22 protein-coding genes and 1 tRNA gene are annotated in these 26506 nt (G+C 64.5%); 9 read left to right on the plus strand and 14 right to left on the minus strand.

Annotated elements, in window-relative coordinates; all coding sequences use genetic code 11:
* Positions 1-21: 21 nt before the first annotated feature.
* Positions 22-885, minus strand: coding sequence for a LysR family transcriptional regulator (locus tag A9974_RS01210; RefSeq protein ID WP_183002374.1), 864 nt, complete (start codon positions 883-885; stop codon positions 22-24).
* Between the two features lie 102 nt (positions 886-987).
* Here A9974_RS01210 and A9974_RS01215 point away from each other — a divergent pair, with 102 nt between their 5' ends.
* Entirely contained in the window at positions 988-1986 is a 999-nt protein-coding gene (locus A9974_RS01215; protein ID WP_183002375.1) for a quinone oxidoreductase, read from the plus strand.
* Between the two features lie 107 nt (positions 1987-2093).
* Positions 2094-2468, plus strand: a complete 375-nt coding sequence (locus A9974_RS01220) for a hypothetical protein (protein ID WP_183002376.1) — start codon at positions 2094-2096, stop codon at positions 2466-2468.
* Between the two features lie 50 nt (positions 2469-2518).
* Here the strand turns inward: A9974_RS01220 and A9974_RS01225 are convergent, their stop codons facing one another.
* From A9974_RS01225 to A9974_RS01235, 3 genes are read right to left on the minus strand one after another with little or no spacing between them, the layout of a single operon-like run.
* Positions 2519-3457 (minus strand): ornithine cyclodeaminase family protein, encoded by a 939-nt coding sequence (locus A9974_RS01225; protein ID WP_183002377.1) that lies wholly within the window; start codon positions 3455-3457, stop codon positions 2519-2521.
* 39 nt (positions 3458-3496) lie between these two features.
* A complete protein-coding gene (locus A9974_RS01230; RefSeq protein WP_183002378.1) occupies positions 3497-6943 on the minus strand; it encodes a molybdopterin-dependent oxidoreductase in 3447 nt (1148 codons plus the stop codon).
* Between the two features lie 25 nt (positions 6944-6968).
* Positions 6969-8459, minus strand: coding sequence for a short-chain fatty acid transporter (locus tag A9974_RS01235; RefSeq protein WP_183002379.1), 1491 nt, complete (start codon positions 8457-8459; stop codon positions 6969-6971).
* Between the two features lie 130 nt (positions 8460-8589).
* On the opposite strand from A9974_RS01235, the gene A9974_RS01240 reads away from it, so the two are divergent.
* Positions 8590-9543 (plus strand): LysR family transcriptional regulator, encoded by a 954-nt coding sequence (locus A9974_RS01240; RefSeq protein WP_183002380.1) that lies wholly within the window; start codon positions 8590-8592, stop codon positions 9541-9543.
* Positions 9544-9610: 67 nt separating this feature from the next.
* On the opposite strand, the gene A9974_RS01245 is transcribed toward A9974_RS01240, so the two are convergent.
* The 3 genes from A9974_RS01245 to ispB form a co-directional block, all read right to left on the minus strand.
* Positions 9611-10843 (minus strand): hypothetical protein, encoded by a 1233-nt coding sequence (locus A9974_RS01245; protein ID WP_183002381.1) that lies wholly within the window; start codon positions 10841-10843, stop codon positions 9611-9613.
* Between the two features lie 227 nt (positions 10844-11070).
* Positions 11071-11147: transfer RNA gene (locus A9974_RS01250), tRNA-Pro, on the minus strand.
* Positions 11148-11351: 204 nt separating this feature from the next.
* Positions 11352-12317 (minus strand): octaprenyl diphosphate synthase, encoded by a 966-nt coding sequence (gene ispB, locus A9974_RS01255; protein ID WP_183002382.1) that lies wholly within the window; start codon positions 12315-12317, stop codon positions 11352-11354.
* Positions 12318-12772: 455 nt separating this feature from the next.
* Between ispB and rplU the strand changes: the two genes are divergently transcribed.
* From rplU to proB, 4 genes are all read left to right on the plus strand, one after another.
* Positions 12773-13084 carry a 50S ribosomal protein L21 gene (gene rplU, locus A9974_RS01260; RefSeq protein ID WP_025138401.1) on the plus strand — a complete coding sequence of 104 codons (312 nt, stop codon included), beginning with the start codon at positions 12773-12775 and terminating at the stop codon, positions 13082-13084.
* 35 nt (positions 13085-13119) lie between these two features.
* The gene (gene rpmA, locus A9974_RS01265; protein ID WP_006216229.1) at positions 13120-13380 is read left to right on the plus strand and encodes a 50S ribosomal protein L27; all 261 of its coding nucleotides are present in this window, start codon (positions 13120-13122) and stop codon (positions 13378-13380) included.
* A gap of 183 nt (positions 13381-13563) precedes the next feature.
* Entirely contained in the window at positions 13564-14700 is a 1137-nt protein-coding gene (obgE, locus tag A9974_RS01270) for a GTPase ObgE (protein WP_183002383.1), read from the plus strand.
* A gap of 55 nt (positions 14701-14755) precedes the next feature.
* Positions 14756-15892 (plus strand): glutamate 5-kinase, encoded by a 1137-nt coding sequence (proB, locus tag A9974_RS01275; protein WP_183002384.1) that lies wholly within the window; start codon positions 14756-14758, stop codon positions 15890-15892.
* A gap of 51 nt (positions 15893-15943) precedes the next feature.
* On the opposite strand, the gene A9974_RS01280 is transcribed toward proB, so the two are convergent.
* Entirely contained in the window at positions 15944-16573 is a 630-nt protein-coding gene (locus A9974_RS01280; RefSeq protein WP_370539559.1) for a response regulator transcription factor, read from the minus strand.
* A 139-nt stretch (positions 16574-16712) separates the two neighbouring features.
* Between A9974_RS01280 and A9974_RS01285 the strand changes: the two genes are divergently transcribed.
* Positions 16713-17165, plus strand: a complete 453-nt coding sequence (locus tag A9974_RS01285; protein WP_183002386.1) for a helix-turn-helix transcriptional regulator — start codon at positions 16713-16715, stop codon at positions 17163-17165.
* A gap of 72 nt (positions 17166-17237) precedes the next feature.
* On the opposite strand, the gene A9974_RS01290 is transcribed toward A9974_RS01285, so the two are convergent.
* Complete coding sequence (locus A9974_RS01290) at positions 17238-17798, minus strand: preprotein translocase subunit SecD (RefSeq protein WP_183002387.1); 561 nt, start codon at positions 17796-17798, stop codon at positions 17238-17240.
* Between the two features lie 397 nt (positions 17799-18195).
* Here A9974_RS01290 and thiC point away from each other — a divergent pair, with 397 nt between their 5' ends.
* On the plus strand, positions 18196-20109 hold the full coding sequence (gene thiC, locus A9974_RS01295; RefSeq protein WP_183002388.1) for a phosphomethylpyrimidine synthase ThiC: 1914 nt from the start codon (positions 18196-18198) through the stop codon (positions 20107-20109).
* Positions 20110-20680: 571 nt separating this feature from the next.
* On the opposite strand, the gene A9974_RS01300 is transcribed toward thiC, so the two are convergent.
* The 5 genes from A9974_RS01300 to A9974_RS01320 all read right to left on the minus strand — a co-directional run bounded on the left by A9974_RS01300 (position 20681) and on the right by A9974_RS01320 (position 26472).
* The gene (locus A9974_RS01300; protein WP_183002389.1) at positions 20681-22093 is read right to left on the minus strand and encodes an FAD-binding oxidoreductase; all 1413 of its coding nucleotides are present in this window, start codon (positions 22091-22093) and stop codon (positions 20681-20683) included.
* Positions 22090-22809 (minus strand): FadR/GntR family transcriptional regulator, encoded by a 720-nt coding sequence (locus A9974_RS01305; protein WP_183002390.1) that lies wholly within the window; start codon positions 22807-22809, stop codon positions 22090-22092. The genes A9974_RS01300 and A9974_RS01305 overlap by 4 nt, the downstream gene beginning before the upstream one ends.
* Positions 22810-22945: 136 nt before the next feature.
* Positions 22946-24121 (minus strand): GGDEF domain-containing protein, encoded by a 1176-nt coding sequence (locus A9974_RS01310; RefSeq protein ID WP_220805801.1) that lies wholly within the window; start codon positions 24119-24121, stop codon positions 22946-22948.
* A 153-nt stretch (positions 24122-24274) separates the two neighbouring features.
* Entirely contained in the window at positions 24275-25030 is a 756-nt protein-coding gene (locus tag A9974_RS01315) for a molybdopterin-synthase adenylyltransferase MoeB (RefSeq protein WP_183002392.1), read from the minus strand.
* Positions 25027-26472 carry a S41 family peptidase gene (locus A9974_RS01320; protein ID WP_183002393.1) on the minus strand — a complete coding sequence of 482 codons (1446 nt, stop codon included), beginning with the start codon at positions 26470-26472 and terminating at the stop codon, positions 25027-25029. The genes A9974_RS01315 and A9974_RS01320 overlap by 4 nt, the downstream gene beginning before the upstream one ends.
* Positions 26473-26506: the final 34 nt, after the last annotated feature.

Consider the following 26506-nt stretch of genomic DNA (forward strand, 5'->3'; position numbering starts at 1 on the left):
CCGGCTATCGGCTGCGCCTTTTCAAGGCTGCAGGTGAGGCTCCTGCCGCACGCACGCCACCAGGAAATCCATGGCGGCCTTGACCGACGGCGACCGGCGCAAATCCGGATAGACCGTCAGCCAGATGTCCCGCACCGGCGCGGCGCTGTCCACCGGCAGGCGTTGCAACGCGCTGTCGTTGTCGCCCACCAGCGTCGGCAATACCACCGCCCCCACCCCGGCGCGCGCCGCCATCTGCTGCGCGGTCAGGTCGCTGGCGCAGAACACCACGGGCCGGTGCCGCCGGATCTGATGCAGCCAGGCCTGCTGCGGCAGATGATCGGCGCTGTCGTCGTAGGCGATGAAGCGCCATTGCTCGGCGGGCGTCTCGCAGAACACCGGACTCGCATAAAGCGCGAAGCGCACCATGCCGATCCGCCTGCGCATCAAGGCCTCTTCTTCGGGCCGCACCGTACGCAGCGCGATATCGGCCTGGCCCCGGTCCAGCGCCACCAGCGACAGCGACGGCAGCAGCACCACGTTGAGCTTCGGATATTGCTCGCGCAGCGCGGCCATGCCCGGCGCGATGCAATGGCTGGCCAATGACGGCGGCGCGCTGACCTTGACCGTGCCCGCCACCTCGATGGAGGCGATGCGCGACAGCTGCGCCACGGCCGTGCTGACGTCCTGCATGCCGGCGGCCAGCCGGGCCAACGCCAGACCGTCTTCGGTCAAGGGGCGGCTGCGCGGCAGGCGATCCACCAGCCGTAAACCGAGTGATTTTTCCAGCGCATCGATCCGCCGCCCCACGGTGGCGTGCTCGACCTGCAACTCGCGCGCCGCCGCTGACAGCGAGCCGGTGCGCGCCAGGACGGTGAAGCAATACAGGTCTTGCCAATCGAACATCGGGTTATTTCCTCACGGATAGGGTGAATTATTGGGGAATTTTCTATCCATTCTGCTGCTTTTACCATGGGGCAAGCCCATCACCGCAGGAACTCCCTCGCCATGAAAGCCATTCTCATCGAAAGCTACGGCGGCCCCGGCGTGCTGCAAATCCGCACGGATCACCCCAAGCCCGTCGCCCCGCCCGGCCACGTCCTGGTCAAGGTCGCCTACGCCGGCATCAACTTCATGGACGTGCACACCCGCCAGGGCAAATACGCCACGTCCAGCACCTATCCCGTCCGGCTGCCCTGCACCCTGGGCATGGAAGGCGCCGGAGAAATCGTGGAGGTGGGCGCAGGCGTCGCGCACCTCGCCCCCGGCGACCGCGTGGCCTGGTGCATCGCGTGGGGCAGCTACGCCGAATACGCCAGTATCCCGGCCGCCAGGATTGCCAAGATCCCGGACCCGATCCCGTTCGACCTGGCCGCCGCGGCAATCTTCCAGGGTGCCACTGCCCACTACCTGGTCGAAGACATCGCCCGCCTGCAACCCGGCAGCACCTGCCTGGTCCACGCCGCCTCGGGCAGCATTGGCCAATTGCTGGTGCAGATGGCCAAGCGCCGCGGCGCCACGGTCTTCGCCACAGCCAGCACCGCCCAGAAGTGCGACATCGCCGTGCAGCGCGGCGCGGACCACGCGCTGCCCTACGACGACGGCGGCTTTGCCGACCGCATCCGGCAAGCCACCCAGGGCCAGGGCGTCGACGTGGTGTTCGACTCGGTCGGCAAGACCACCCTGCGCCACAGCTTCCGGGCCTGCCGCACACGCGGCCTGGTCATCAACTATGGCAATGTGTCGGGCTCGGTCACCGACCTGGACCCCATCGAGCTTGGCGAAGCCGGTTCGCTGTTCCTGACCCGCCCGCGGCTGGCCGACCACATGCAGGACGGCGCCACCGTCCAGCGCCGCGCCGACGCCGTCTTCGGCGCCATTCTCGAAGGCTCGCTGCGCATCGACATCGAAGGCCGCTACGCGATGGATGACGTGCAACAGGTGCATGCGCGGATCGAGGCGCGGGAACAGATCGGCAAGTCGGTCATGCGGATCGGCGGGGATTAGGCTACAACTGGGCGAGCAAAGCGCCGGGACCCATTCAGACGCCGTAACCCTGTTCACAGTGAATCATGCAGTTCTCACGCCACCTTCTCGCCGTCGCCCTCGGCGTCATGGCTGCTTCAGCCACGGCCGAATCCCCCACTCCTGGCAGTGCGCAAGCGCCCATCCGGATTCTTGCCCCTTCCCCGCTCTGCCACGTCACCACGGACAGGCCCGGCGGCAAGGTCGAGGAAATCTACTGGACCAACGGCCCCGACCACGCACGCGTCACGACCGACGAGGTCGATCACTACGTCAACTTGAACCTGGTCATCAAAACCTCCGGCTACCACGCCGGCGACTGCATCGAAGCCACCATCCAGGCCGACGACGGCGCTGACGTCGCAATGGGCGCCCGAGAGATCGTGCTGGGCGGCCGGGTCAACGAAATCGGCTATGTCTTTTTCGAGGCACCGATGCGCCGCTACACGGTGATCTTGAGATAGCGCGCGCATCCCGGGCCCGGTGACCCTCCCCGTGCGATTCAGGCTTCTGGCTACGTTGTGCTTTCGTACACCAGCGCCGCCGCGGCCAGATCCTCCAGCGCGGTACCGACCGCCTTGAAGACCGTGCGGCCCGCTGAATCCCCGCGGCCGGGAACTCTCCCGTTCACCAGGTCCGCCAGGTCTGCGGCAACATCGCCCGCAGCAAACACGCCACGCGACATCGGGCCAAGCAACTCACCACTCTTTTGCAAGGCCTCTTGCGTATCGATAAACAGGCGGGCATTGCTGAAGCACGCGTCATCGGCTTCGCGCATTTGCGGCGTGAAGCTGCCGATCAGGTCAAGATGGCTGCATGCACGCAGCGCGGAACCCGGGATGAGCGGTTCGGTGGCAAGCGTCGCGCAACTGACAATATCAGCCTCGCTGACCGCGCCGACCAGGTCTGCCGCTACGCCGGCGTCAAATCCTTGCGTGCGCAGCGTCTCGGCCAGGGACGTCGACGCCCGGGCATCCCGATCCCACACGATGACCCTTTCGATCGACCGGACCGTCCGATACGCTTCGGGGATAAGGCTGCCCACGCGTCCGCAGCCCACCACCAGCAAACTGCGCGCGGCCGCAGGGGCCAGGTACGAGGCCGCGAGCGCGGAAGCCGCGGCGGTGCGGCGCGATGTGATTTCGTTGCCGTCGATCAGGGCCAGCGGCTCTCCCGTCTTGGCGTCGTAGAGAAGATAGGTGGAGTACAGGCCAGGCAGGCCACGGGCGGCATTGCCGGGATAGATGTTGACGGTCTTGATGCCCAAATACCGGTCACGCTGCCACGCCGGCATGATAAGCACGGTCATGGGCGACTCCTGCGGCGTCTCGTGCAGGGCGTGCGTATGCCGCAACGGCACCTCGCAGCCGGAAATGAACATCTGCTCTAGCGCCGGAATCAGGCGATCGAACGGCAACGCCCGCCGCGTATCCGCGGTATTGATGATTTTCATGGTTTGTCCTTTTTAGCCAGGAAGGAAACTTGCGTCTGCTCATGCATCAAGCACGACGTCCTCGATCGGAATGGCCTGACAGGCCAAGCACACGCTGGGATCGTCGGGCTCGCTGCCATGCAGATGGCGCACCTTGCCGGACACCAGCCGCACCGCGCAGCTCTCGCATTGCCCGACCCGGCAGCCGCTGGCCATCTGCAAGCCCAGGGATTCAGCAAACGTCAGCAACGTGCCTTGCTGGGAGGTCCATTTCACTGACTCCCGCCCTGAACGGGAGAAGGTCACGTTGAACTGCTCATTGCCCGAAGGTGGCGTGGACGGAGAGCGGAATAGCTCACTGAAAATGTCGAAGCGCGGCACGCCACGCGCCACGAGTCCGGCGGTCACGGCATCCATCATCGCGGGCGGGCCGCACAGGTAAACGCGTACACGTTGTTCGATCAACGTATCGTCCACGACACTGGCATCGATGTAACCCTTCGCCGAGAAATCAACGCCCTCCCGGTCGCCTTGAAGGGGCGCTGCGTAATAGTCGTAAACGTGCAGTCGAGGCAATCGCGCGCGGTGGTAGGCGATACGCTCGCGGAACGCGTGTGTACCGCTGTTCTGATTCGCGTAGTAAAGCCAGATTTCCGGCCCGTCCGCGCCATCCGGCAGCGACTCGAGCAGGCAGATGAACGGCGTGATGCCAATACCGCCCGCGATCAGGCAAATCGGTTGCGGCGATTGACGCGGAAGGACCCAGCCGCCACTGGGAGAACGTAGCGACACGACATCGCCCATGCGCAGCCTGCGGTGCAGGAAGCCGGACATCCGCCCTTCAAATGGCGTGCCATCGGACGACTGACCTTTCTGGTGGCGCACAGCGATGCGATAGCTGCGCCGATGTGGCACGTCGGCGGGCCCGGTAAGTGAATAGGCACGCGAGATCTCGACGCCCTCGCCACCATCCAGCTTTATCTCGATATGCTGCCCCGGACGGTAGTCCGGCAATTCAATGCCGTCCACGGGTTCAAAATGAATCCCCAGCACGCCCTCGGCCTCCCGGCGCAGTTCGCTGACCCGGAAGTCGCGATAGCCGGGCCACTTGCGCTGGCGCGCCTCGACGGACGGGTCCAACTCGACATCACAGAGAAACGAGCGTAGCGGCGAGGAGCCACTCACGGGGTCGTGGTGGTCCGCCGAAATCAAGTTATTGAAATTGCTGTTGACCGCGCCCTCTATGGGCAGGCCATCGCGATCGAGTTCCGGGCAACCTTGCCACCATCCGAACTCCGCCACGACGACGCCGTCGGCCAGTTGCGGGGTAATCCGGGCGACGAACCGGGCCTGGCCCACGCGTGTGCGTATGCGTATCCAATCCCCATCCAGGATGCCTTTTGCGTTGGCCAGCGCGGGGCAGAGCTCCGCTATCGGCTCCGGCGCCCTCTTGCGCAGCGATACCAGGCTGCGATGCTGGCTGTGGCAATAGAAGCCGTTCTTGGCGGAGCTCAGCACGTACGGAAAGCGGCCTTGCCGCGTCGCGTTCGCTTCACGCGGCGTGTCGGCAGGCTCGACAAATGCGGCCAATGGCGGCTGGCGATGTCGAAGCAGGTTTTCCGAATACAGCTCGACACGCCGCGTCGGCGTTGCAAAGCCGTGCACGCCCGCCGCAGCCGGGCGCGCATACTTTCTTTCGCCGGCATCGACCGGGCAGGCGATGCCCTCTGGGCGTTTTCGCAACTGCTCCACCGAGATCCCCAGCGGTTCCAGAATGTGATTCCACCCGGCCTCCAGACTGCCGCCGAAGAAGTCGCCGCCCAGGCCGAGCCGGCACGCGAGCTCGAACACGATATCGTTGTCAGAGCGCGACTCTCCACGCGGCGACACCATCCGCTGGCGCAGCTGGCCCCATCCGGCGGCACGGTCGCTGATCTCGAAGCCGACGCGCAACCCCTCGCGCTCCCAGGGCGTGTTCACGGGCAAGAAAATATCCGCGTACTTGGCCGCCGGCGTCTCGAACAGATCGCAGTGCACATGGAACTCAAGCTCGGAAAGCGCCCGGCTCGCCTGCGCCGTATCCGCCTGAGAAACCGGCAAGTTGGTGCCGAACGCCATCATGGCGCGCACCTTGTACGGCTGTCCTTCCAGAATCGCCCGGTAGGTGTCGCGTGCCGTCACCCAGCCATGAGCGGGCGGGCCGATAGGCCGTTCATCAATACCGAGCGCCTTCATCCGCTGGGCCTCATCCAGCAGGGACAGCGCGTTTACGGCGTTGACCGGCGGCCCGATGCGCACCCGGTTGCCGCCAATGCGATCAAAGCTCCCAGTCAACGCGTACAACGTGGCGACCGCGCGCTCCGATTGGGTGGCATTGGCGTGTTGGCCGATGCCTGTCCAGGCGTGGTAGGCAATGCGGCCCAGCGAACCAAAAAGCGCCGCCGCGGCCTGAAGCGAAGCCACCGGCACGCCGGTAATGCGTTCGACTTCCCGCGGCTCGTAGTGGGCGCTGGCCTGGGCGAGCAATTCAAACGCAGGATGGCAAACCAGCCCTGCCGTTCCCGGCACATCGACAAGCACAGCGCCACGCAAGCGAAAATCCGCGCTGTGCTGTCCCTGCGCCGCCTGTTCGGTGTCATAGGGACAGGCGCCTTGATGTTCATCGTTCCACACCATGTAGCGGTTATGCACCGCCTCGGGCCGGACATCCTGCTCGCGCAGAAATTGCCCGTTGTCGCCTCGCACCAGCAGTGGGCCATTCGTCCAATCTCGCACAAACGCCTTGTCGAACCGCTCCTGCGAAATCAGCAGGTGGATCAATCCCAATGCCACGGCCGCATCCGTGCCCGGACGTACCGGCAGCCAGACGTCGGCCTGGCGGGCGAGCGCCGTCGGTCGCGGATCGACCACGATCATCCTTGCACCGCGCATGCGGCCCTTGCCTATGGCGGATGCCTGCGCCAGCCAGGTATTCGCGGGGTTATGCCCCCACAGGACAATCAAGTCGGCCTCGGCGTAATCGGCTGGCGGCATGCCGCAGCCGAAGGTGAACGCATGCGCGTAGTCCTTGTGCCAGTTGCAGACCTCGGTGGCGTAACAGATATTGGGACTGCCGAACAGGCGCACGAACCGCTCGATCCAGTCAATGCTGTCGCTCAGCGGCGTGCCGCTAGGCGTCGTGACGGAGAACACGACGGACTCCGCGCCGCTTTCAGCCCGAATGGCACCAAGCCGCTGCGCTGTCTCCGCCAGGGCCTCCTCCCAACTGATACGCACCCAGCCCGGGTCCGGACTGCCTTTCGGCGTGGTGCGTCGCAAAGGGTATTGCAGGCGGTTGGGGCTGTGCACCAGCTCGGGCGCTGATTTGCCCTTCATGCACATCGCTTCGCCGGTCGGATGCGACGGATCCGGGCGGACAGCAATCAGCATGTCGCCGCGCACCTCGTTGACCGTGCCGCATCGCGAGCGGCAAAGCGTGCAATATCCCTGCTTGAATTCTGTCGACATCACGATGGCGCGTGCTCGTCGCACATCAGGGCATGACGGGAGGGGCGTAATCCAGCGTGCGTCCCAGGAACCAGAGCATGAAGAGCACCAGCGGCGCATGCACCAGCAGTTGCAGGAAGGTAAAGCCCACGATGTCGCGCGCCTTCAGCGCAAGGACGCCAAGCAGCGGCAGCATCCAGAAAGGATTGATCAGGTTGGGCAGCGCTTCCGCGGCGTTGTAGACCTGGACAGCCCAACCCAAGTGCACCTTCAGCTCGTTGGCCGCCTGCATGACGTACGGCGCCTCGATGATCCACTTGCCGCCGCCAGACGGAATGAAGAAGCCCAGGACAGCGGAATACGCGCCCATCATCACCGCGAAGGTATCCGTGTTGGAGATGCTGACGAACAGGTGCGCGATGCGGTCCGACAACGCGACGCCATCGTGGCCCTTCGCAGCCGTCAGCATTGCCGCGATAGCACCGTACAAGGGGAATTGAATGATGACGCCCGCGGTGGACGGGACCGCGCGCGTGACGGCGTCCAGGAAATTCCGAGGACGCCAATGCAGCAACAGGCCGAGCAGCAGAAACAGCAGGTTGTACGTATTGAGTCCGGAAATGGCCACCAGCGGACTCTTTGCAATGAACTCCTGCGCGAGCCAGCCAAATCCAAGCGCACAGAGCAGAATCGTCAACAAGGGGCTACGCTCGAACCATTCACCGGGGCGGCGCTTGGCCGGATCCGGAGCCGCCGGCTTGAACTCGGCAAGATCCACCCCAAGATCCTGGGCCGTCACGGCATTTGCACCCGTAGGCGCCGAGAAAAAAGAGATCGCCACCGACACGGCGATCAGCACGGCGGCCATGACCATGGACTGCCAAAGAAAGATGGTCTGGCTAAACGGGATCACCCCGGTGATATCCAGAATGCTCTTGGGCAGACTGCCCGGGTTGGCCTGCAACTGGGCCGCTGACGAACTCAACCCCAACGCCCAAGTTGCGCCCAGCCCCAGGTACGCCGCGGCGCCCGCGGCCCGGTAGTCCACACGCAGGTCCGTACGGCGAGCCAGGGCGCGCGCATACAGCGCGCTGAAGATCAGCGAGACGCCCCAGTTAAAGAGCGACAGGCTCATGCTGATCAGCGCCACATAGGCAATCCCCTGCCTGCCCGACCGTGGCACCGCCGCCAGCCGTTCGATAAGGCGAGCGGCTGGCGCAGACGTCGCCACCACGTAGCCGCCAATGGCGACGACCGCCATTTGCATCGTAAAGACAATCAAGCTCCAGAATCCATCGCCAAAGGCCTTGACCACGGCTTGGGGCGTTGAACCGTTGGCCAATGCTGCGCCGGCGACGACGATCACGGCGATCGCCGCGAACACAAAGGCATCGGGAAACCAGCGTTCCGCCCACGCCGTGAAACGCAGGCCGAGTCGGCTGAGCAGGCCCGTGCCCTGTTCGATGTCAGGCGGCGTGTCGGGAGGAACGTCGCCTTGCGCCGGATGATGGGCAGGAATGCTCGATGACGATTGCATGGGAGTCTCCATTTCTCGGAAATGTTGGCGTTCCTCGAGACACATCCGACGACGCGCGAATGTGCATGCTATTGATCGTCACGCAATATTCATAATTCTTTTATTGAATGCAGCAATATATAATTTATCTATGAAGGTCACGATCAAACAGTTGGAGCATTTCGTGGCGGTCGCCATGACCGGCCAGGTGTCCCGTGCTGCCCAGCGCTGCTACGTCAGCCAGCCGTCGCTGACGACCTCATTGAAGAATCTCGAGGCGCTCCTGGGCGTTCAACTCTTTGTCCGGCACGCCGCAGGCTTGCGACTGACGCTGCAGGGAGAAGGCTTTCTGCGCCACGCCGAACATGTGCTGGCGTCGTTGGAAACCGCCATCGCCGAGACCAAGGATTCCATTTCCTCGCTCGAAGGCCGCGTGAAACTGGCCATCACGGACACGGTGTCGGAGTACGTGCTGCCCAAGATCATCGGGGCGATGCGCCGGCAACTTCCTCTGGTCTCGTTCGAACCCGTCGAACGCAACCGCGTTCAGATTGAAAACGGCATTCGCAACGGCTCGTTCGATCTGGCCGTCGTCCTCGTTTCAAACCTGACCCCCACGGCGGATTTTCACCAGGAGAAGCTGCTGAAATCCGAGCGCCGGCTCTGGACGTCGCTGGATCATCCCCTTGCCAGCCGCGCCTCGGTGCCGTTGTCCGAACTGGCGGACCAGCCGTTCATACTGCTGGACATGGATGAGCACGTGGCCACCGTCAATCGCTACTGGGGCGCCATGAAGCTCAAGCCGAACGTCATTTTCCGCACCAAATCGATCGAAGCGGTGCGCAGCCTGGTCGCGCAGAACGTCGGCGTCACGATTCTTTCCGACCTTGTCTTCAGGCCCTGGTCACACGACGGGGGAAGAATACGCAGGACGGTGATGGCAGGGTCCGTGCCGTCCATGGATCTGGGACTCGTCCATCTGCGCGAGTCCGAAATGTCCAAAGCCGCCAGCGCCTGCGCGCGCGTCTTGCGCTTGCTGGCAAAGAGCCTGCTGCGCGAATCGCATCTGCAGGTCGACGGCCTGGCCGACGCAGCGGCGGATTGATCAGGCAGGTCACGGCAACCGAAGCGACCGCGCCGGCCCTTCTCCTGCCCTGCGCCAGGGCCTGTCGTCAGGGCTTGCCGAGCCTGGGCGCCTCTTCCATCATCGAATCAACCAGCAGCCGTTGCACGAAGTTCGCATGCATCATGGCGCCGATCTCGCGCCAGTCGGAGGTCTTCGTAATGACCGCCATCGAATAACCGATGACCGTTTCCGGCTTGCCGTGCAGCGCCACCAGGTGCGATTGCGTGGCAAGATCAGGCTCCAGCGGGTTATCCGACGAGACATCGTCGACAAACAGAGCATCCAGTCCGGCGACCTTCTCGAACCCGATCACATGCGTCGCCGATACCCTCTGGCGATGGGAGTAGCCGTTGTTTCGGCGAGTGCGATCCAGCAACAGCTTCGACACCTTGTCAGCGCCGTCGCGCAACAGCTCCGGCGTCATCGGCGCGCCCGGCTCGATGCTTATGCCAAAGACAGAGACATACGGAGGCCTGCCGATACTGGCCTGGTCCTGGAACATCTGCGAAGCAAACACCCCCTGTTCGTCGAAGGCCCCGATCGACAGCCAGTTCGGCGGCAACAGAAAATGCATGTCCTTGCCCGACGGCAGCCGCACGGTGTGCTTGACCATGCCTGCCATCAACGGATCCGACGCCATCGGACGCTGAAAGGTCAGCGACCGCATCATCTGCCGCAGCTGGGGTATGCGCGCATCCGCCTCGGCCGGACTCACGTCGGCGCGCACGACCAGCAGCTTCAGGCCCCGCCGCCACACGCTGATCAGGCTGCGGGACGGCGCGGCCGGCTTGAGATGCTCGTCGCGGGAAAGCACCGTCGTGACATTGGCGCTGATGACATTGCCGGCGCCGTCCTCGATGGCCTCTTCCTCGTCCTCCCCATTGCCAAATCCCTTGGCCATCAAGCGGGCGTAATCCATTGGCAGCGCAGCGCGTGTGGGCACCACATCGGCGACGTATAGGGTGATGCGCAGGCCGCCGGGCTGCTGCGCGCCCTGCCCGATCATCAAGCGCGTGAAATCGGCGACCAGGCCCGATTCCTCCAGGCCCCTCATCACCGAGCCGTCCTTCGTCCACGACAGCCCCTCGGGCGTTTCCAGACGGAAGGCCAGGTCGGGCAGCTGCGCAATATCAACAGTCAGCTCACGCGTTGCCGCATCGGCCGTCTGGCCTGCCCCTTGTTCCCGGGACGCGGCGTATGCCACCTGCACGCACAATAAAAAGCCCGCCATTGCGACGGGCAACAGGCTTGTGCAGGTTCGCTGGACCAGTGTCATCATGGATCTGGAAGGCAGGCAGATGAGAAGGCTTGAATTTTATCCAGCCCCCTTCGGCCACACCCTGCCGAACGTAACGGGTCGAAACCAGAGTCAGCCCTGCCCGCCGCCCTGGCCGCAAACTCCCGGCGCACAAGCCCCGCAAACGCAAAAAAGCCGGCCCGCTTTCGCGATACCGGCTTTCAGCTAAAAGTGTCGGGAAACACTTTCAAGAATTCGACCACATCAAGTGGTCGGGGCGAGAGGATTCGAACCTCCGACTCCTGCGTCCCGAACGCAGTACTCTACCAGGCTGAGCTACGCCCCGAGTCTTACTACTTTTAGTCTTACTACTCTTAGTCCTCCGACTCTCAGTCTTTCGACATCCAGTCTTCCGACTACTGACTTCGTCGCGCTCAGTGCAACCAAATCATCTTCTTTTCGCTTCAGCTACCTAGGGGTGTTATCCCCTTCGGTTTTGGTGAACTGCCTTGGCTTCCCTTTTTGTTGCCCTTTTCTGAGCAACTTCAGGTCAGCGATCTCTATTCACCGCGAAAGCGCAGAATTCTAACAGAGAATTTAGAAAAGGGGAAACGGGGTAATTCGACAGGGCTTCGCGGGCCCGGTCCGCTTCGGCCACGGCGGCCTGGCGCGCGTGCTCCAGCGCGTCCGTTGCCTGGATGGCGGCGGCCACGGCGGCGAAGTCGGCATCGCCCGTCTTGATGGCGTCGCGGATCAATTGCTGTTGCTGCGGCGTACCCACTTCCATCACGCGGATCAGCGGCAGCGTCGGCTTGCCTTCGCGCAGGTCGTCGCCTACGTTCTTGCCCAAGGCAGTTGCATCGCCGCTGTAATCCAGCACGTCGTCCACCAACTGGAACGCAGTGCCCACATGGCGGCCATAGGCGGCCGCGGCGGCTTCCTGCTCGGGCGTGGCGCCCGCCAGCACGGCGCCCACCTGGGCGGCGGCTTCGAACAGCTTGGCGGTCTTGTAGCGCACCACCTGCAGGTAGCGTTCCTGCGACACGTCCGGGTCATGCACGTTCAAGAGCTGCAGCACCTCGCCTTCGGCGATCACCGTGGTGGCCTCGGACAGGATGCCCATGATGCGCATCGAGTCGGCCTCGACCATCATTTCGAACGAACGCGAATAGAGATAGTCGCCCACCAGCACGCTGGCGGCGTTGCCGAACACCGCGTTGGCGGTCTCGCGGCCGCGGCGCAGGTCGGATTCATCGACCACGTCGTCGTGCAGCAAGGTGGCCGTGTGGATGAATTCGACCACGGCGGCCAGCAACTGGTGATGCGTCCCCTCATAACCCAGGGCGCGCGCCACCATCAGCACCATCGCCGGGCGCATGCGCTTGCCGCCCGCCCCAATGATGTAATCGCCGATCGTACGGATCAACACCACATCGGAATTCAGCCGCTCGCGGATAACCGCATCGACGGCTTTCATATCGTCAGCTATGGGGGCAACAAGCGCGGGGAGATTCAAGACGTATCCGGAGTGTGAAACGAGCCGTGCGTGACGGCTCTTACCGCTGGGCCCGCCGGAATGGCGGGGGATTCGACCAGCGATTATACGGGGTGTCACGAACCGTAGCCGGACCTGGCAACGCCCGCCCCCCGGGGGCCGGACACTGCCACGGCCCCGGCCTCGATCAGGCCCCGTTTTTCCCCGCCCGGCCTGCGCCACGCGGCGGCCGCGCCACACCTAAGCCCTTACCCCGCAAGCGCTTTTTGACTTTTCCCCAGCCCCACGCTAATATCCCTGATTCGGTCAGTGATGGCCGAATTACGTCGGTGAATTACGCAACATGCCCAACGCGTCTATGCACTGCCAGCCAGAACACCCAGGCCGGCAAGAATAGATAACCGCTTGAGGCAAGTACCGCCAGCCCAGCAGGGATGGCTGCGAATAAGCCCATTTACCTATTTAAGGAATACCCCATGTACGCGGTCGTAAAAACCGGTGGCAAGCAGTACCGTGTTGCCATTGGCGAAAAACTCAAGATAGAACAGATACCGGCAGACATTGGGCAAGAAATCACCCTGGATCAAGTGCTGTCCGTGGGCGAAGGCGACCAACTGAAAGTTGGCACGCCCCTCGTCTCGGGCGCCGTGATCAAGGCAACGGTTCTTGCGCAAGGCCGCCACGACAAGGTCAAGATCTTCAAGATGCGCCGTCGCAAGCACTATCAGAAGCGTCAGGGCCACCGTCAGAACTACACCGAAATCCGCATCGAAGCCATCACGGCTTAAGAAGCGACTCGGCACCACATTAGCAGGAGCTAAAAATGGCACAGAAAAAGGGCGGCGGCTCTACGCGAAACGGACGCGACTCAGAATCGAAGCGTCTGGGCGTCAAGGCTTTCGGCGGTGAACTGATTCCCGCTGGTTCGATCATCGTGCGTCAGCGCGGTACCCGTTTCCACGCTGGCGTGAACGTCGGCATGGGCAAGGACCACACCCTGTTCGCGCTGATCGACGGCAAGGTTCAATTCGGCTTCAAGGGCGCGTTGAACAAGCAAACCGTTTCGATCGTCGCCGCCGAGTAATCGGCCCGAGCGTCCGCGGCCAACGCGGCGGACGCAGCACGATCCGGCAAACGGCACGGTCGCTTCCTGGCGATCTGCCGCCAGCCAGAACGGCAAAAGCCCTGTCGCACGCGGCAGGGCTTTTTTCCTTCCGGGCCACCGCAACCGCGGCGCGGCCCCTTAATCATTACACGCGCAGACATCATGAAATTCGTAGACGAAGCCACCATCGAAGTCGTCGCCGGCAAAGGCGGCAATGGCGTGGCGAGCTTTCGCCGCGAAAAATTCATCCCCAAAGGCGGCCCGGACGGCGGCGACGGCGGACGAGGCGGCACCATCTACGCGGTGGCCGATCGCAACATCAACACGCTGATCGACTTCCGCTACGCACGCCTGCATCGCGCCAAGGGCGGCGAAAACGGCCGCGGCTCCGACCAATACGGCGCGGCCGCCCCGGACATCACGCTGCGCGTGCCTGTCGGCACCATCATCCATGACGCCGAAACCGGCGAAGTCCTGTTCGACCTGAACACGCATGAGCAGAAAGTCGTGCTCGCGGCAGGCGGCCAAGGCGGCATGGGCAACATCCACTTCAAGTCCAGCCTGAACCGCGCGCCCCGCCAATGGACGCCCGGCAAGGAAGGCGAGCACCGCTACCTGCGCATGGAACTGAAGGTGCTGGCGGACGTGGGCCTGCTGGGCCTGCCGAACGCCGGCAAGTCCACGCTGATCACCCGCATCTCGAACGCGAAGCCGAAGATCGCGGACTACCCCTTCACCACCCTGCACCCCAACCTGGGCGTGGTACGCACGTCGCCGTCGCGCAGCTTCGTCGTGGCCGACATTCCTGGCCTGATCGAAGGCGCCTCCGAAGGCGCGGGCCTGGGCCACTTGTTCCTGCGCCACCTGGCGCGCACCCGCGTGCTGCTGCACCTGGTGGACGTGTCCACCCCGGATCCCGACGCGGATCCGGTCGAGCAAGCCGTGAAAGACGCGCGCGCCATCGTCGAAGAACTGCGCCGCTACGACCCTGAACTGGCCGAGAAGCCCCGCTGGCTGGTCCTGAACAAGCTGGACATGGTGCCGGACCCCGAAGACACCAAGCGCCGCTTCCTCGAGCTGTACGACTGGAAGGGCCCCGTGTTCGCCATTTCCGGCCTGACCGGCGAAGGCACGCAAGACCTGCTCTACGCCCTGCAAGACTACCTGGACGCCGAACGCGACAAGGAACATGTGTCGCAAGACCAGGCCGACGGCAGCTACGTGGCGCCGGACCCGCGCTTTGACGACAAGCGCTCGGACGCAGACAAGCCCGCCGCGCCGCGTGGCGGTGACGAATAAGCCATAATCGCAGTCCTTACGATTACGTCTTTTCTCGCCGCAGCCGGGCCCCATCATGTCTGCTGAATCACCCGCCGTTTCCGTCGTCACCCACGCCCAGCGCCTGGTCGCCAAAGTCGGCTCGTCGCTGGTCACCAACGAAGGCCGCGGCCTGGACCGCGCCGCCGTCGCGCACTGGGCCGCGCAGATCGCTGCCTTGCACAAGCAAGGCAAGCAGATCGTGCTGGTGTCCAGCGGCGCCATCGCCGAGGGCATGGCCCGCTTGGGCTGGCGCAAGCGCCCGTCGGTCATGCACGAACTGCAGGCCGCCGCCGCCGTGGGCCAGATGGGCCTGTGCCAGGCCTATGAAGCGGCATTCGCCGAATACGGCCTGCGCACCGCGCAGATCCTGCTGACGCACGAAGACCTGGCCGACCGCCACCGCTACCTGAACGCCCGCAGCACGATATTCGCGCTGCTGCGCCTGGGCGTGGTGCCCATCGTGAACGAAAACGACACGGTGGTCACCGACGAAATCCGCCTGGGTGACAACGATACGCTGGGCGCGCTGGTCACCAACCTGATCGAAGCCGACACGCTGATCATCCTGACGGATCAGCGCGGCTTGTACGACTCGGACCCCCGCAAGAATCCCGACGCCAAGTTCATGGCGCACGCCCAGGCCGGCGACCCGGCGCTGGAAGCCATGGCCGGCGGCGCCGGCAGCGGCATCGGCACCGGCGGCATGTTGACCAAGGTGCTGGCCGCCAAGCGCGCCGCGCATAGCGGCGCCCACACCGTCATCGCATCGGGCCACGAACGCAACGTGCTGACGCGCCTGGCGCAAGGCGAATGCATCGGCAGCGAACTGCGCGCCGTGCTGCCGGTGTGGTCCGCCCGCAAGCAATGGCTGGCCGATCACCTGCGCCTGCGCGGCCGCGTGGTGCTGGACGACGGCGCCGTGCAGGCATTGCTGCGCGAGGGCAAGAGCCTGCTGCCGATCGGCGTGATCGAGGTCGAGGGCGAATTCGGCCGTGGCGACGTGGTGGCCTGCGTCGACAGCCAAGGCCGCGAATGTGCACGCGGCCTGATCAATTATTCGTCGGCCGACACCCGCCGCATCCTGCGTCAACCGTCGTCGCAGATTGCCCGCATCCTGGGCAGCATGACCGACCCCGAACTGATGCATCGCGATAACCTGGTCGTGCTCTGACACGACCCGCCACGCAGGCCGGCACGCACCGGCCTGCCGGCAGCGGCCAGGCTAGCGCTGTTCTGCCGCCCTGCCCTGCGGCAGCAGCATGTACCCCCATCCCCGCACCGCCAGCACCGGCAATTCGAAGTTGAGCCGCCGCGCCTTGGAGCGCAGGCGCGACACCAGCACGTCCACCCGCCGCGCGCCATCCTGGGGATCGCGCTCGGTGCAGGGAAAGAAGCCTTCGCGATGCAGGCACTGTCCGGGCGCATTCAACAGGCTGACAAAAAAAGCGCGCTCGGTGTGGGTCAAGGGCAAGCGTTCGCCTGCAGGCCCGGATAGCGTCCGGCCGCGCGCGTCGACGCGCCATTGCGGCGCTTCGCCCGGCGCCTGACGGCCGCCGCGGACCAGGTTGCGCAACACCGCATCCCATTCGGCCTCGGTGGCATACGGGGGCACGCAAGCATGCGCGCCGGCATCCAGCGCGGCGATACGCGCTTGCGGGCAATTGGGCGAGGACTGCCAGACCACCGCCGCGCCCGGCGCGCCCAGGCGCAACGCGGCGATGAGTTCCGGCAGACCTGGCGCCGCGCCCAGCAGCGCGATGGCGTCCGCGGATTCGTGGTGCAAACGTGCCAACAGATCGTCCGGCGAGCCGCAGGGGCTGACCCGCCAACGGAACTGGCGTAAGGTATGCACAAAGTTATTGCACGCCATTCCATCAAGTTGCACAACGAGGACGTGACCTATTTCCTGCATGCGATCGTCTCCCCGAACTTATCACGTAAGTAATATTTATAGCTACCAAAGTGCCTAAGGCGCAAGCTTCAATCGACGCGTGAAAACATTTTCAGACCGACTGAAGCACGCCCGTCTTTTGCGTGGCCACACGCAGAAGACCGTTGCACGCCTGGCTCGCCTATCGCAAAGCGCGATCGGTAGCTATGAGAGCGGGCTGCGGCACTCCAGCCGTTCGCTGCGCAAGCTGGCGCAAGTCCTGAAAGTCGAGCTGGAATGGCTGGAGACCGGCAAGGGCCCCATGGAGCTTCCCATGGAAGGCTACGACCTAAGCGATACGCTGCCGTCCACCGGCGTGTCCGAATCGCTAGCGCGGCCGGCCGCACGCCGTCCACGCCCGCAAGCGCCCTGGCCTTTCCCCAATATCGCGCCCGCCCTGTTCGACACGCTGACCCCGGACGACCGGGCCATGCTCGAAGCCCTGGCGCAAACTTTCATTGAAACGACGCAGGCGCGCCGCGGCATCAAGCCGCGCGGCCGCAAGGTCGGTTGACACCCGCGTACGCATTCGCTGCAGGATAAAAAAAGCCCGGCATGACCGGGCTTTTTTTATCCTGCAGAAAAATCAGGGCTTGGCGGGCGCCGGCGCGGCGCCGGCGGGCGGGGCGGCTTCGCCACGGATCTTGGCGGCGATGTCGGAGGCGGCCTGGGCCGACGGCACGCCAAAGGCGAGCACGCCACGATTCAGCGGTTCGGCGATGCGCGGGGCGGCGATCAGTTCGCGGTCGATGACCAGTGCCAGCATGTTGCCGATGTTCTGGCTGCTGACTTCGGTCAACTTGCGGGTGCCGGTTTCAGAGAAGCGCAGGCCAACGAAATTGTTGCCCTGGCGGTCGACCAGCGCCGCGGCTTCGGTCAGATCAGCGCGGGTCAGCACCGGCTGCTGCTGCAGGTAGATCTTGCCGTCGGGCAGGCTCAGTTCAACCATGCCAGCGCCCGGCTGGGCTTGGGCCACGTAGAACTCGACAATCGAAGCGGAGGCGGGTTGTTGCGTGGAGGGTTGCTGTTGGCCTGCCGTGTCCGGCGTGCCGGCAGCGCCGGATTTGGTCGGGGCGGTCTTGCAACCAGCAAGCGCAAGGGTCATGACGACCAGGGCCGGCGCCAATTTGCGTAGGGTCAGTTGCATGCTCGATTCCTTCTTAAGTGGACTGGAGCCGAAGGACTGACCCCCGGCTGACGGGAAAAAGTGTACAGAACATGTATGGCAGTGTCTCCGCAGTCTGATTCCAAATGTAAATCGGTACTACCACCGCGGGCGGGGTCCCATCCATGGTCGATGCATCGCGTCCCGCACCGAGCGGTACCGCGCCGCAGCATCCCCGGCATTCGCCCGCAGGCCGGCCAGGCTCTATACTTCGCTTTCGCGCAGGGGTACTCGTCGCGCCATAAAGGCCCGACGTGTTGAGAGAGTCCCTTCGTACCAGTACGGATAATGCCGATGCTGGGAGCCGTATTCCCGCCATGCCCCGCGTGGCGGGAGTCCATTCCCGATCGGCTCCAAACCATTTCGCTTGGAGCTTTCCATGAACGCCAATCCCAAATTCCTGGCCGCCACCGCCGAAGTCGACGCGGCCGCGGTCGCCCCGTTGCCCAAATCCCGCCGGGTCTACGAAGTCGGCTCCCGTCCCGACATCCGCGTGCCCTTCCGCGAGATCGAGCAAGACGACACCCCGACGATGTTCGGCGGCGAAAAGAACCCGCCCCTGACCGTCTACGATTGCAGCGGCCCCTACACCGACCCCGACGCCAAGATCGACATCCGCCGCGGCCTGCCCGAACTGCGCCGCGCCTGGATCGAAGAGCGCGGCGACACGGAAGTGCTGTCGGGCCCGACCAGCGACTACGGCAAGGAACGCCTGACCGATCCCAAGCTGACGGCCATGCGCTTCGACCTGCAACGCCCGCCCCGCCGCGCGGTGGCTGGCGCCAACGTATCGCAGATGCACTATGCGCGCCGCGGCATCATCACGCCTGAAATGGAATACGTGGCGATCCGCGAAAGCCTGCGTCGCGAACACTATCTGCAAACGCTGCGCGACAGCGGCCCCGACGGCGAAAAGATGGTCAAGCGCCTCTTGCGCCAGCACCCGGGCCAATCATTCGGCGCCGCCATCCCGGCCGCCATCACGCCGCAATTCGTGCGCGACGAAATCGCCCGCGGCCGCGCCATCATCCCGGCGAACATCAATCACCCCGAAGTCGAACCGATGGCAATCGGTCGCAATTTCCTGGTGAAGATCAACGCCAACATCGGCAATTCCGCGGTCAGCTCCGGCATCGGCGAAGAAGTCGAAAAGATGACCTGGGCGATCCGCTGGGGCGGCGACACGGTGATGGACTTGTCCACCGGCAAGCACATCCACGAAACCCGCGAGTGGATCATCCGCAATTCGCCGGTGCCGATCGGCACGGTGCCGATCTACCAGGCGCTGGAAAAGGTCGACGGCAAGGCCGAAGAACTGACCTGGGAAATCTTCCGCGACACGCTGATCGAGCAAGCCGAGCAAGGCGTGGACTACTTCACGATCCATGCCGGCGTGCGCCTGCCGTTCATCCCGATGACGGCCGACCGCATGACGGGCATCGTGTCGCGCGGCGGCTCGATCATGGCCAAGTGGTGCCTGGCGCACCACAAAGAAAGCTTCCTCTACGAGCGCTTCGAGGAAATCTGCGAAATCATGAAGGCCTACGACGTCAGCTTCTCGCTGGGTGACGGCCTGCGTCCGGGCTCGGGCTACGACGCGAACGATGAAGCACAATTCGCTGAGCTCAAGACGCTGGGCGAGCTGACTCAAGTGGCCTGGAAGCACGACGTGCAGGTGATGATCGAAGGCCCCGGCCACGTGCCGATGCAGATGATCAAGGAAAACATGGAGCTGCAGCTGGAACACTGCCACGAGGCGCCGTTCTACACGCTGGGCCCCCTGACGACCGACATCGCCCCTGGCTACGACCACATCACCTCGGGCATCGGCGCCGCCCTGATCGGGTGGTACGGCACGGCAATGCTCTGTTATGTGACGCCGAAGGAACACTTGGGCCTGCCGAACAAGAAGGACGTGAAGGACGGGATTATCACGTACAAGATCGCAGCCCACGCAGCAGACCTGGCCAAGGGCCACCCGGGCGCGGCGATCCGCGACAACGCGCTGTCCAAGGCCCGCTTCGAGTTCCGCTGGGACGACCAGTTCAATCTGGGCCTGGATCCGGACACGGCCAAGGAGTTCCACGACGAGACCCTGCCCAAGGACTCGATGAAGGTGGCGCACTTCTGCTCGATGTGCGGCCCGCATTTCTGCAGCATGAAGATCACCCAGGACGTCCGCGATTATGCGGCTGCCCAGGGAGTCAGTGAGAAGGATGCGCTGCAGAAGGGGATGCAGGAGAAGTCGATTGAGTTCGTGAAGAAAGGGGCCGAGGTTTATCATCGGCAGTGATTGCTGAGTCGGTTTCTTTTCTGGACTGATTGGTCATTGAAGTGCGTGCGGTTGAGTTCTTGAGCCGCGCGTGACGGGGCAGGCGGGATGTTCCACGCTAGCGCGCAGCGCCGGATGGGCGGCGCGCGAGACGGTCTGCATGCGCAAGCCGGTGCCAGCCGCGCCGCCCATCACCGCCCCTCCCCCTGACTGCGGACCCACTAGAAAACCGCTCCCCACCAGCGCGAAGCGCACCCCCAACATAGTCAGCAACATGAATGCCAAACGTGGCCGCCCGCGCGGCCGCGGCTTGGCGCCCCCGTAGATTCCATTCCCTGCACACAGGTCCAGCAGCGCGACAAACCTAGAAACCCGTAGCCCGTCGCGGGGGTGGCTTGCGGAGTGGGCAACCTCGATGCGCCCGAGGGAATCTGAAGGCAGGCGCCGAAGGCGACAACGAAGATGACGAAGGGGGGGCCCGCCTAGGGAAGTCCGGCGCCCGCGCGCCGGACCGCAATCGTGGGCGCCCACTCCGCAAGCCACCCCCGCGACGGGCGACCTACGAAGATCTATCTGTTAAGCCCCCAGCGACCTAAAGCAGCTTCCCAGGATTCATGATCCCCTTAGGATCCAACACCCGCTTGATCTCCCGCATCAACCGCAACTCCATCGCATCCTTGCTATGCAAGAAGTGATCCCGCTTCAACTGCCCGATCCCATGTTCCGCACTGATGCTCCCTCCGTACCGGTTCACCTCGTCCAGCACCGCATCCGTAATCGCCGCCCCATGTTCCGCCACCCATCCGCGGTCCGCGCCAGCAGGCCTGGACAAGTTGTAGTGCAGATTGCCATCGCCGAAGTGGCCAAATATGAAGGGGCGCAGGTCGGGGTAGAGTGCGCGGATGCGGGCTTCGGCCGAGGCCATGAAGTCAGGGATGCATTCGATCGGCAGCGACACGTCGTGCTTCAGGTGCGGGCCGTCCGCGCGTTGGGCTTCCGAGATTTCTTCGCGCAGTTTCCATAGTGCCTGCAACTGCGCCAGCGACGCTGAGACGGCCGCGTCCAGGCACAGGCCGCGTTCCAGCGCCGTGCCGATCACGTTTTCCAGCAGCGCCGTCAGCGCTGCCTCGTCCGCCGTGTCCGCCAGTTCCACCAGCACGTATCCCGGGTAGCGCTGATCGAACGGTTCCTGCACGCCTGCGGCGTGCGTCAGCACCAGATCCAGGCAGTCGCCTGAAAAATACTCGAACGCTTGCAGGCGGGCGCCGCATTGCTCGAACAGGATCTCGAACAGTTGCAGCGCCTGTGCGGGCGACTCGACCGCAGCCAGCACCACCGAGCGCACATCCGTGCGCGGGAACAAGCGCAGCGCCACCGCCGTGATCACGCCCAGCGTGCCTTCGGAGCCGATCAGCAATTGCTTCAGGTCGTAGCCCGTGTTGTCCTTGCGCAGCGTGCGCAGGCCGTTGAAGATCTCGCCGTTCGGCAGCACCGCTTCCAGGCCCAGTACCAGCTCGCGCGCCATGCCATAGCGCACCACATTCACGCCGCCGGCATTGGTCGCGACATTGCCGCCGATCTGGCTTGAGTCTTCCGCGGCCAGGCTCAGGGGCAGCAGGCGGCCGGCGTCCTGCGCCGCGCGGCGCAGATTGCCCAGGATGCAGCCGGCTTCCGCCACCAGCGTATTGGCGACCGTATCGATTGACCGCACCGCGTTCATGCGATCCAGGCTGAGCACCACGTTGGCAGGCGCCGTATCGGGCGTGGCGCCACCGCACAGGCCGGTGTTGCCGCCGCGCGGCACAACCGGCACGCCGGCCTCGTTGCACAACGCCAAGCACGTCGCGACCTCGGCGGTCGTGCGCGGACGGACCACCGCCTGCGCGTGGCCGTTGTACAGGCCGCGCCAATCGGACAGCCACGGCGCGATGTCCTGCTCGGCGGTGTAGACGGTGTCGGAACCCAAGGCCTGGACCAGGCGCTGTGCAATGTCGGTGGAGCTCATGATGTCTGTGGGAAAGCGGGAAAAAGGGAATCCAATTGCAGCCGGTCGGCCGCCTGGCGCAGATGGCGCACCGCCATCTGGCGGGCACGTTCGGGGTCGCCGGCGCGGATCGCTTCGAACACGGCGACGTGTTCCTGATGCACGGCGTGGGTCATGCCTTCCTGCCGGCGGGTGTTGGAGCGCGCCGTGCTGACGGCCAGGCGCAGTTGCAGGTTCAGGTACTGCAGCAGGTCCTGGTAGAACGGGTTGTGCGTGGCGGTGGCGATGGCCAGGTGGAACGCGATGTCGTGTTCCACCCCATGCTCGGGATGGTCCAGGTGGCGTTCCAAGTCGGCCAACGCGCGCGCCATGGCGCCGAGGTCCGCCGCGGTGCGCCGCTGCGCCGCGAAGGCCGCCGCGCCGCCTTCCAGCTCCATGCGCAGTTCGTAGACATTGGCCAGTTGCTCGCGGCTGACGGCGATATCGACCGGCACTTGGAAGCCCTGTGCGCCAGTGCGCGACAGCACTACGCTGCCCGAACCCTGGCGGCTCTGGATCAGGCCCTGCGCGCGCAGGCGTTCGGTGACCTCGCGGATGACCGCGGCGCTGACGCCGTATTGCTCGGCCAAGACCCGCCCAGGCGGCAGCTTGGCGCCTACCGGGTAGGCGCCTTGCGCGATATCGCCGGCGATCTGGCTGGCGACTTGTTCGGTCAGGGTGAGGCTTTTGGGCAGCATGATGCGGCTAGTATAGCCCTTACTTTTCAGGTTATCTGATAACTTTTGAGAAAAGGGGGTGAAATCTCCATAGCCAGCGGTGCGTAGAGGCGTGGCGCTGGGCGCAGTGCCGCCCCCCCCGCGTCTGACTTGCCCCTCAGGCAGCGGCGGCGGTGCCGCTGGCTTCGGCGTCTTCCAGTTCCGGTGCGCCCGCGACGGCACAGCGGCGTCCGCCTCGCGCCTTGGCGCGGTACAGCGCCGCGTCGGCGGAATCCAGCACGGCCTGGGCCTTGCGGTTGGTGCCCGAGATGATCGAAATGCCGATCGACAGGCCGACGCTGACGCGCGTGCCGTCGGCCAGCGCGATCGGCTGCGTGGCGTCGCGCAGCAGGTGGTTGCCCAGGCGCAGGGCAGCCGTGGCGTCGATGCCAGTGGCCAGCACGATGAATTCATCGCCGCCGATGCGGGCGGCCACATCGTCCACCCGCAGCATGGCCCGCATGCGCTGGGCAATGGTTTTCAGCACCTGGTCACCGGCGGCGTGGCCGTGGGTGTCGTTGATGATCTTGAAATCATCCATGTCCATGTAGAACAGCGCGGCTGCGCTGTCGTGCTCGCGAGCGCTGGTACAGATGCGTTCCAGGGCCGCTTCCAGCCCGCTGCGGTTGGCCAGGCCGGTCAGCGCGTCCAGGCTGGCGCGGCGCTCGTTCTCGCGTTCGGCCAGCATGGTCGACACCAGGATGCGCCGCAGCCGTTGCGAGGCGATGCTCATGCTGACCAGGTAGAACGGGATCTGGATGAAAACAATAGCAGTGACGACCTCGCCTGCGAACAAGGCGCCCAGGCACATGGGGCCCAGGCTCAGGAAGATCATGGCGGCCACCAGCCGCGGCGCGCCGTAGTTGCGAAAGCAGATGCCGCCGGCCATTGCGCCGCAGGACACCCCGGCCAGGGTCGCGGCCAGCCAGTCATGGTTGAGAAAGGTGACGAAGACGCCATAGCCCACGCTGAACGCCCAGAAAAGGGCCAGCACGATGTAGATGTCGGTATGGGTGTTGCCGCCGCGGGCCGCATTGCGCAGGGCCGACCGCAGGATAGTCACGCGCACCAGCGCCAGCACGATTTCCAGGACCAGCCACGAGACATAGAGCGGCTCGGGGCGCCGCCAGGCCACGACGCCCGAGATCATCAGGGTATTGATGACGCCACCGGCGAAGATGGGCAAGGTGCCGAACAGGCTGGCGATCAACGCGGCGCGGATATCCGCGGGGGTATCTTGCCCGGAATCCGTCAGCCAACGGGTCAGCCGCCACTTGGGCAGGCTGAAACTCAATCCTGTTTCCACACCGTCACGTCCAAAGCTGCCTGTCCTTATGCGATAGGCTGGCTGGCGTTATAGCAGGTATTTCAAGCCTTTAATATTGGCCGCAAGGGCAATACTGTCGTGATTTTAGGGGGACAAATAGCGCTCCTCCCGCTTGCGGTATCAATGGCCGCGATGGCCGCAGACCGCGCATTCGGGATCGCGCTGCACATTGACGCTGCGCCACTGCATCGTGCGCACGTCCAGCCACAACAGGCGGCCCGACAGGCTTTCGCCCACGCCGGACAACAGCTTCAGGGCCTCGGCGGCCTGCATGCTGCCGATGATGCCCACCACCGGCGCGAACACGCCCATGGTGGCGCAGTTGGCTTCTTCGACGTCGTCGGCTTCGGGAAACAGGCAGTGATAGCACGGCGCGTTGTCATCACGCAGGTCGTACACGCTGACCTGGCCGTCAAAGCGGATGGCGGCGCCCGACACCAGCGGCTTGCGATGGTGCACACAGGCGCGGTTGATTGCGTGGCGGGTGGTGAAGTTGTCGGTGCAGTCCACTACCAGATCGGCCTGCGCGACGGCGTCGGACAAGGCCTGGCCCTGCAACCGCTCGATGCGGGCGTGCACGCGGGTCTGGGGATTGAACGCCGCCAGCATATCGCGGCCGGACTCGGCCTTGGCGCGGCCGACGCTGGCGGTGGTGTGGAGAATCTGGCGTTGCAGATTGCTGAGTTCGACAATGTCGTCATCAGCCAGCGTGATATCGCCCACGCCCGCGGTAGCCAGGTAGAGCGCGGCAGGCGAACCCAGTCCGCCCGCCCCGACGATAAGCACACGCGCCGCCAGCAGCTTTTCCTGCCCTTCTATGCCTAGCTCATCGAGCAGGATATGGCGGGCGTAGCGCAGCAGTTGCTCGTCGTTCATTTGTCCTTGCTGGGCTCGACTCCGGTCGGCGTGATCTTCATGCGCTGAGCGCCGCCAGTGCTGGGCTTGGCGTCGGCCTTGGCTTGCGCGCGGGCCGAACCCTTCTGCACCGGCTTGCCGGCCAGCAGATTCAGCGCCTGCTGCAGTTGGAAGTCGTCTTTGCTGCCGAACTCGAACACCTTGGTCGGCACATCAACGTTGTCCTGGTCCGAGTTGGACTTCACTTCGTTGGATGTGCCCGGGTTCGACAGGTGGCGTTGCAGGTCGGCTTCGCGTGGCAGGCGGAACAGATCGCCGTCGGCGGTGTCGGCCACGACGTAGTCGGGTTCGATGCCGGTTGCCTGGATCGAACGGCCGCTGGGCGTGAAGTAACGCGACGTGGTGAGCTTGACCGCGGTGGTTTCCGACAGCGGCAGGATCACCTGCACCGAGCCCTTGCCGAAGGTGCGGTTGCCCAGCACCTTGGCGCGCTTATGGTCCTGCAGCGCGCCGGCGACGATTTCAGAGGCCGAAGCCGAACCGACGTTGACCAGCACCACCATGGGCACGGTCTTGGTCCAGGCGGGCAGGCCCGACAGGTAGTTGCTTTCGCCGCGAGCGTATTCCGACGGGGTCGCCAGGTACTTGTGGCGGGCGTCGGGGGTACGGCCGTCGGTCGAAACCACCAGGGCGTCGGACGGCAGGAACGCGCCGGACACGCCGATGGCGCTGGTCAAGAGACCGCCCGGGTCGTTGCGCAGGTCCAGCACCAGGCCCTTGGGGGCTTCCTTGGCGCTCAGGTCCTTGAGTTGCTTGGCCAGATCGACGCCGGTCTTTTCCTGGAACTGGGCGATGCGCACGTAGGCCACGCCGTTGTCCAGCATCTTGCTGCGCACGCTACGCACCTTGATGATGTCGCGCACGATCTTGAGCACGATCGGCTGGGGCCGGTCGGCGCGCATGATGGTCAGCGTGATGGGCGACTTGGGCGCGCCGCGCATGAGCTTGACGGCGTCGTTCAGCGTCATGCCCTTGGTGGGCGTGTCGTCGATCTTGATGATGAGATCGCCAGCCATGACACCGGCGCGCGCGGCGGGCGTGTCTTCGATGGGCGAGATAACCTTGACGAAGCCGTCTTCAGCGCCGACCTCGATGCCCAGGCCGCCAAATTCGCCCTGGGTGGCCGTCTGCATTTCGCGGAACGCATCGGCGTCCAGGTAGGCAGAGTGCGGATCCAGGTTCGAGACCATGCCGGAGATGGCATTGTCGATCAGCGTCTTGTCGTCGACGGATTCGACGTAGTTGTTCTTGATGGCGGCAAAGACGTTGCTCAGTTGCCTGAGCTCGTCCAGCGGCAATGGGCTGCCGCGCTGGGCGACAGCCGTCACGCCCACGCTGAGCAAGACACCTGCCACCGCACCGATGGCAATCAGACCGAAACCGCGAAACTTACGAGTGCTCATGCACACTTCCCGAATTTGTTTTCGCCGATGAGGG

Source organism: Achromobacter sp. UMC71, from assembly GCF_014170305.1.
Classification (GTDB): domain Bacteria; phylum Pseudomonadota; class Gammaproteobacteria; order Burkholderiales; family Burkholderiaceae_B; genus Achromobacter.

Bases quoted from the DNA above. Each gene is read 5' to 3' on its own strand.
- A9974_RS01210 (WP_183002374.1), bottom strand. From the start codon at position 885: ATGTTCGATTGGCAAGACCTGTATTGCTTCACCGTCCTGGCGCGCACC.
- A9974_RS01215 (WP_183002375.1), top strand. From the start codon at position 988: ATGAAAGCCATTCTCATCGAAAGCTACGGCGGCCCCGGCGTGCTGCAA.
- A9974_RS01220 (WP_183002376.1), top strand. From the start codon at position 2,094: ATGGCTGCTTCAGCCACGGCCGAATCCCCCACTCCTGGCAGTGCGCAA.
- A9974_RS01225 (WP_183002377.1), bottom strand. From the start codon at position 3,457: ATGAAAATCATCAATACCGCGGATACGCGGCGGGCGTTGCCGTTCGAT.
- A9974_RS01230 (WP_183002378.1), bottom strand. From the start codon at position 6,943: ATGTCGACAGAATTCAAGCAGGGATATTGCACGCTTTGCCGCTCGCGA.
- A9974_RS01235 (WP_183002379.1), bottom strand. From the start codon at position 8,459: ATGCAATCGTCATCGAGCATTCCTGCCCATCATCCGGCGCAAGGCGAC.
- A9974_RS01240 (WP_183002380.1), top strand. From the start codon at position 8,590: ATGAAGGTCACGATCAAACAGTTGGAGCATTTCGTGGCGGTCGCCATG.
- A9974_RS01245 (WP_183002381.1), bottom strand. From the start codon at position 10,843: ATGATGACACTGGTCCAGCGAACCTGCACAAGCCTGTTGCCCGTCGCA.
- rplU (WP_025138401.1), top strand. From the start codon at position 12,773: ATGTACGCGGTCGTAAAAACCGGTGGCAAGCAGTACCGTGTTGCCATT.
- rpmA (WP_006216229.1), top strand. From the start codon at position 13,120: ATGGCACAGAAAAAGGGCGGCGGCTCTACGCGAAACGGACGCGACTCA.
- obgE (WP_183002383.1), top strand. From the start codon at position 13,564: ATGAAATTCGTAGACGAAGCCACCATCGAAGTCGTCGCCGGCAAAGGC.
- proB (WP_183002384.1), top strand. From the start codon at position 14,756: ATGTCTGCTGAATCACCCGCCGTTTCCGTCGTCACCCACGCCCAGCGC.
- A9974_RS01290 (WP_183002387.1), bottom strand. From the start codon at position 17,798: ATGCAACTGACCCTACGCAAATTGGCGCCGGCCCTGGTCGTCATGACC.
- thiC (WP_183002388.1), top strand. From the start codon at position 18,196: ATGAACGCCAATCCCAAATTCCTGGCCGCCACCGCCGAAGTCGACGCG.
- A9974_RS01300 (WP_183002389.1), bottom strand. From the start codon at position 22,093: ATGAGCTCCACCGACATTGCACAGCGCCTGGTCCAGGCCTTGGGTTCC.
- A9974_RS01305 (WP_183002390.1), bottom strand. From the start codon at position 22,809: ATGCTGCCCAAAAGCCTCACCCTGACCGAACAAGTCGCCAGCCAGATC.
- A9974_RS01315 (WP_183002392.1), bottom strand. From the start codon at position 25,030: ATGAACGACGAGCAACTGCTGCGCTACGCCCGCCATATCCTGCTCGAT.
- A9974_RS01320 (WP_183002393.1), bottom strand. From the start codon at position 26,472: ATGAGCACTCGTAAGTTTCGCGGTTTCGGTCTGATTGCCATCGGTGCG.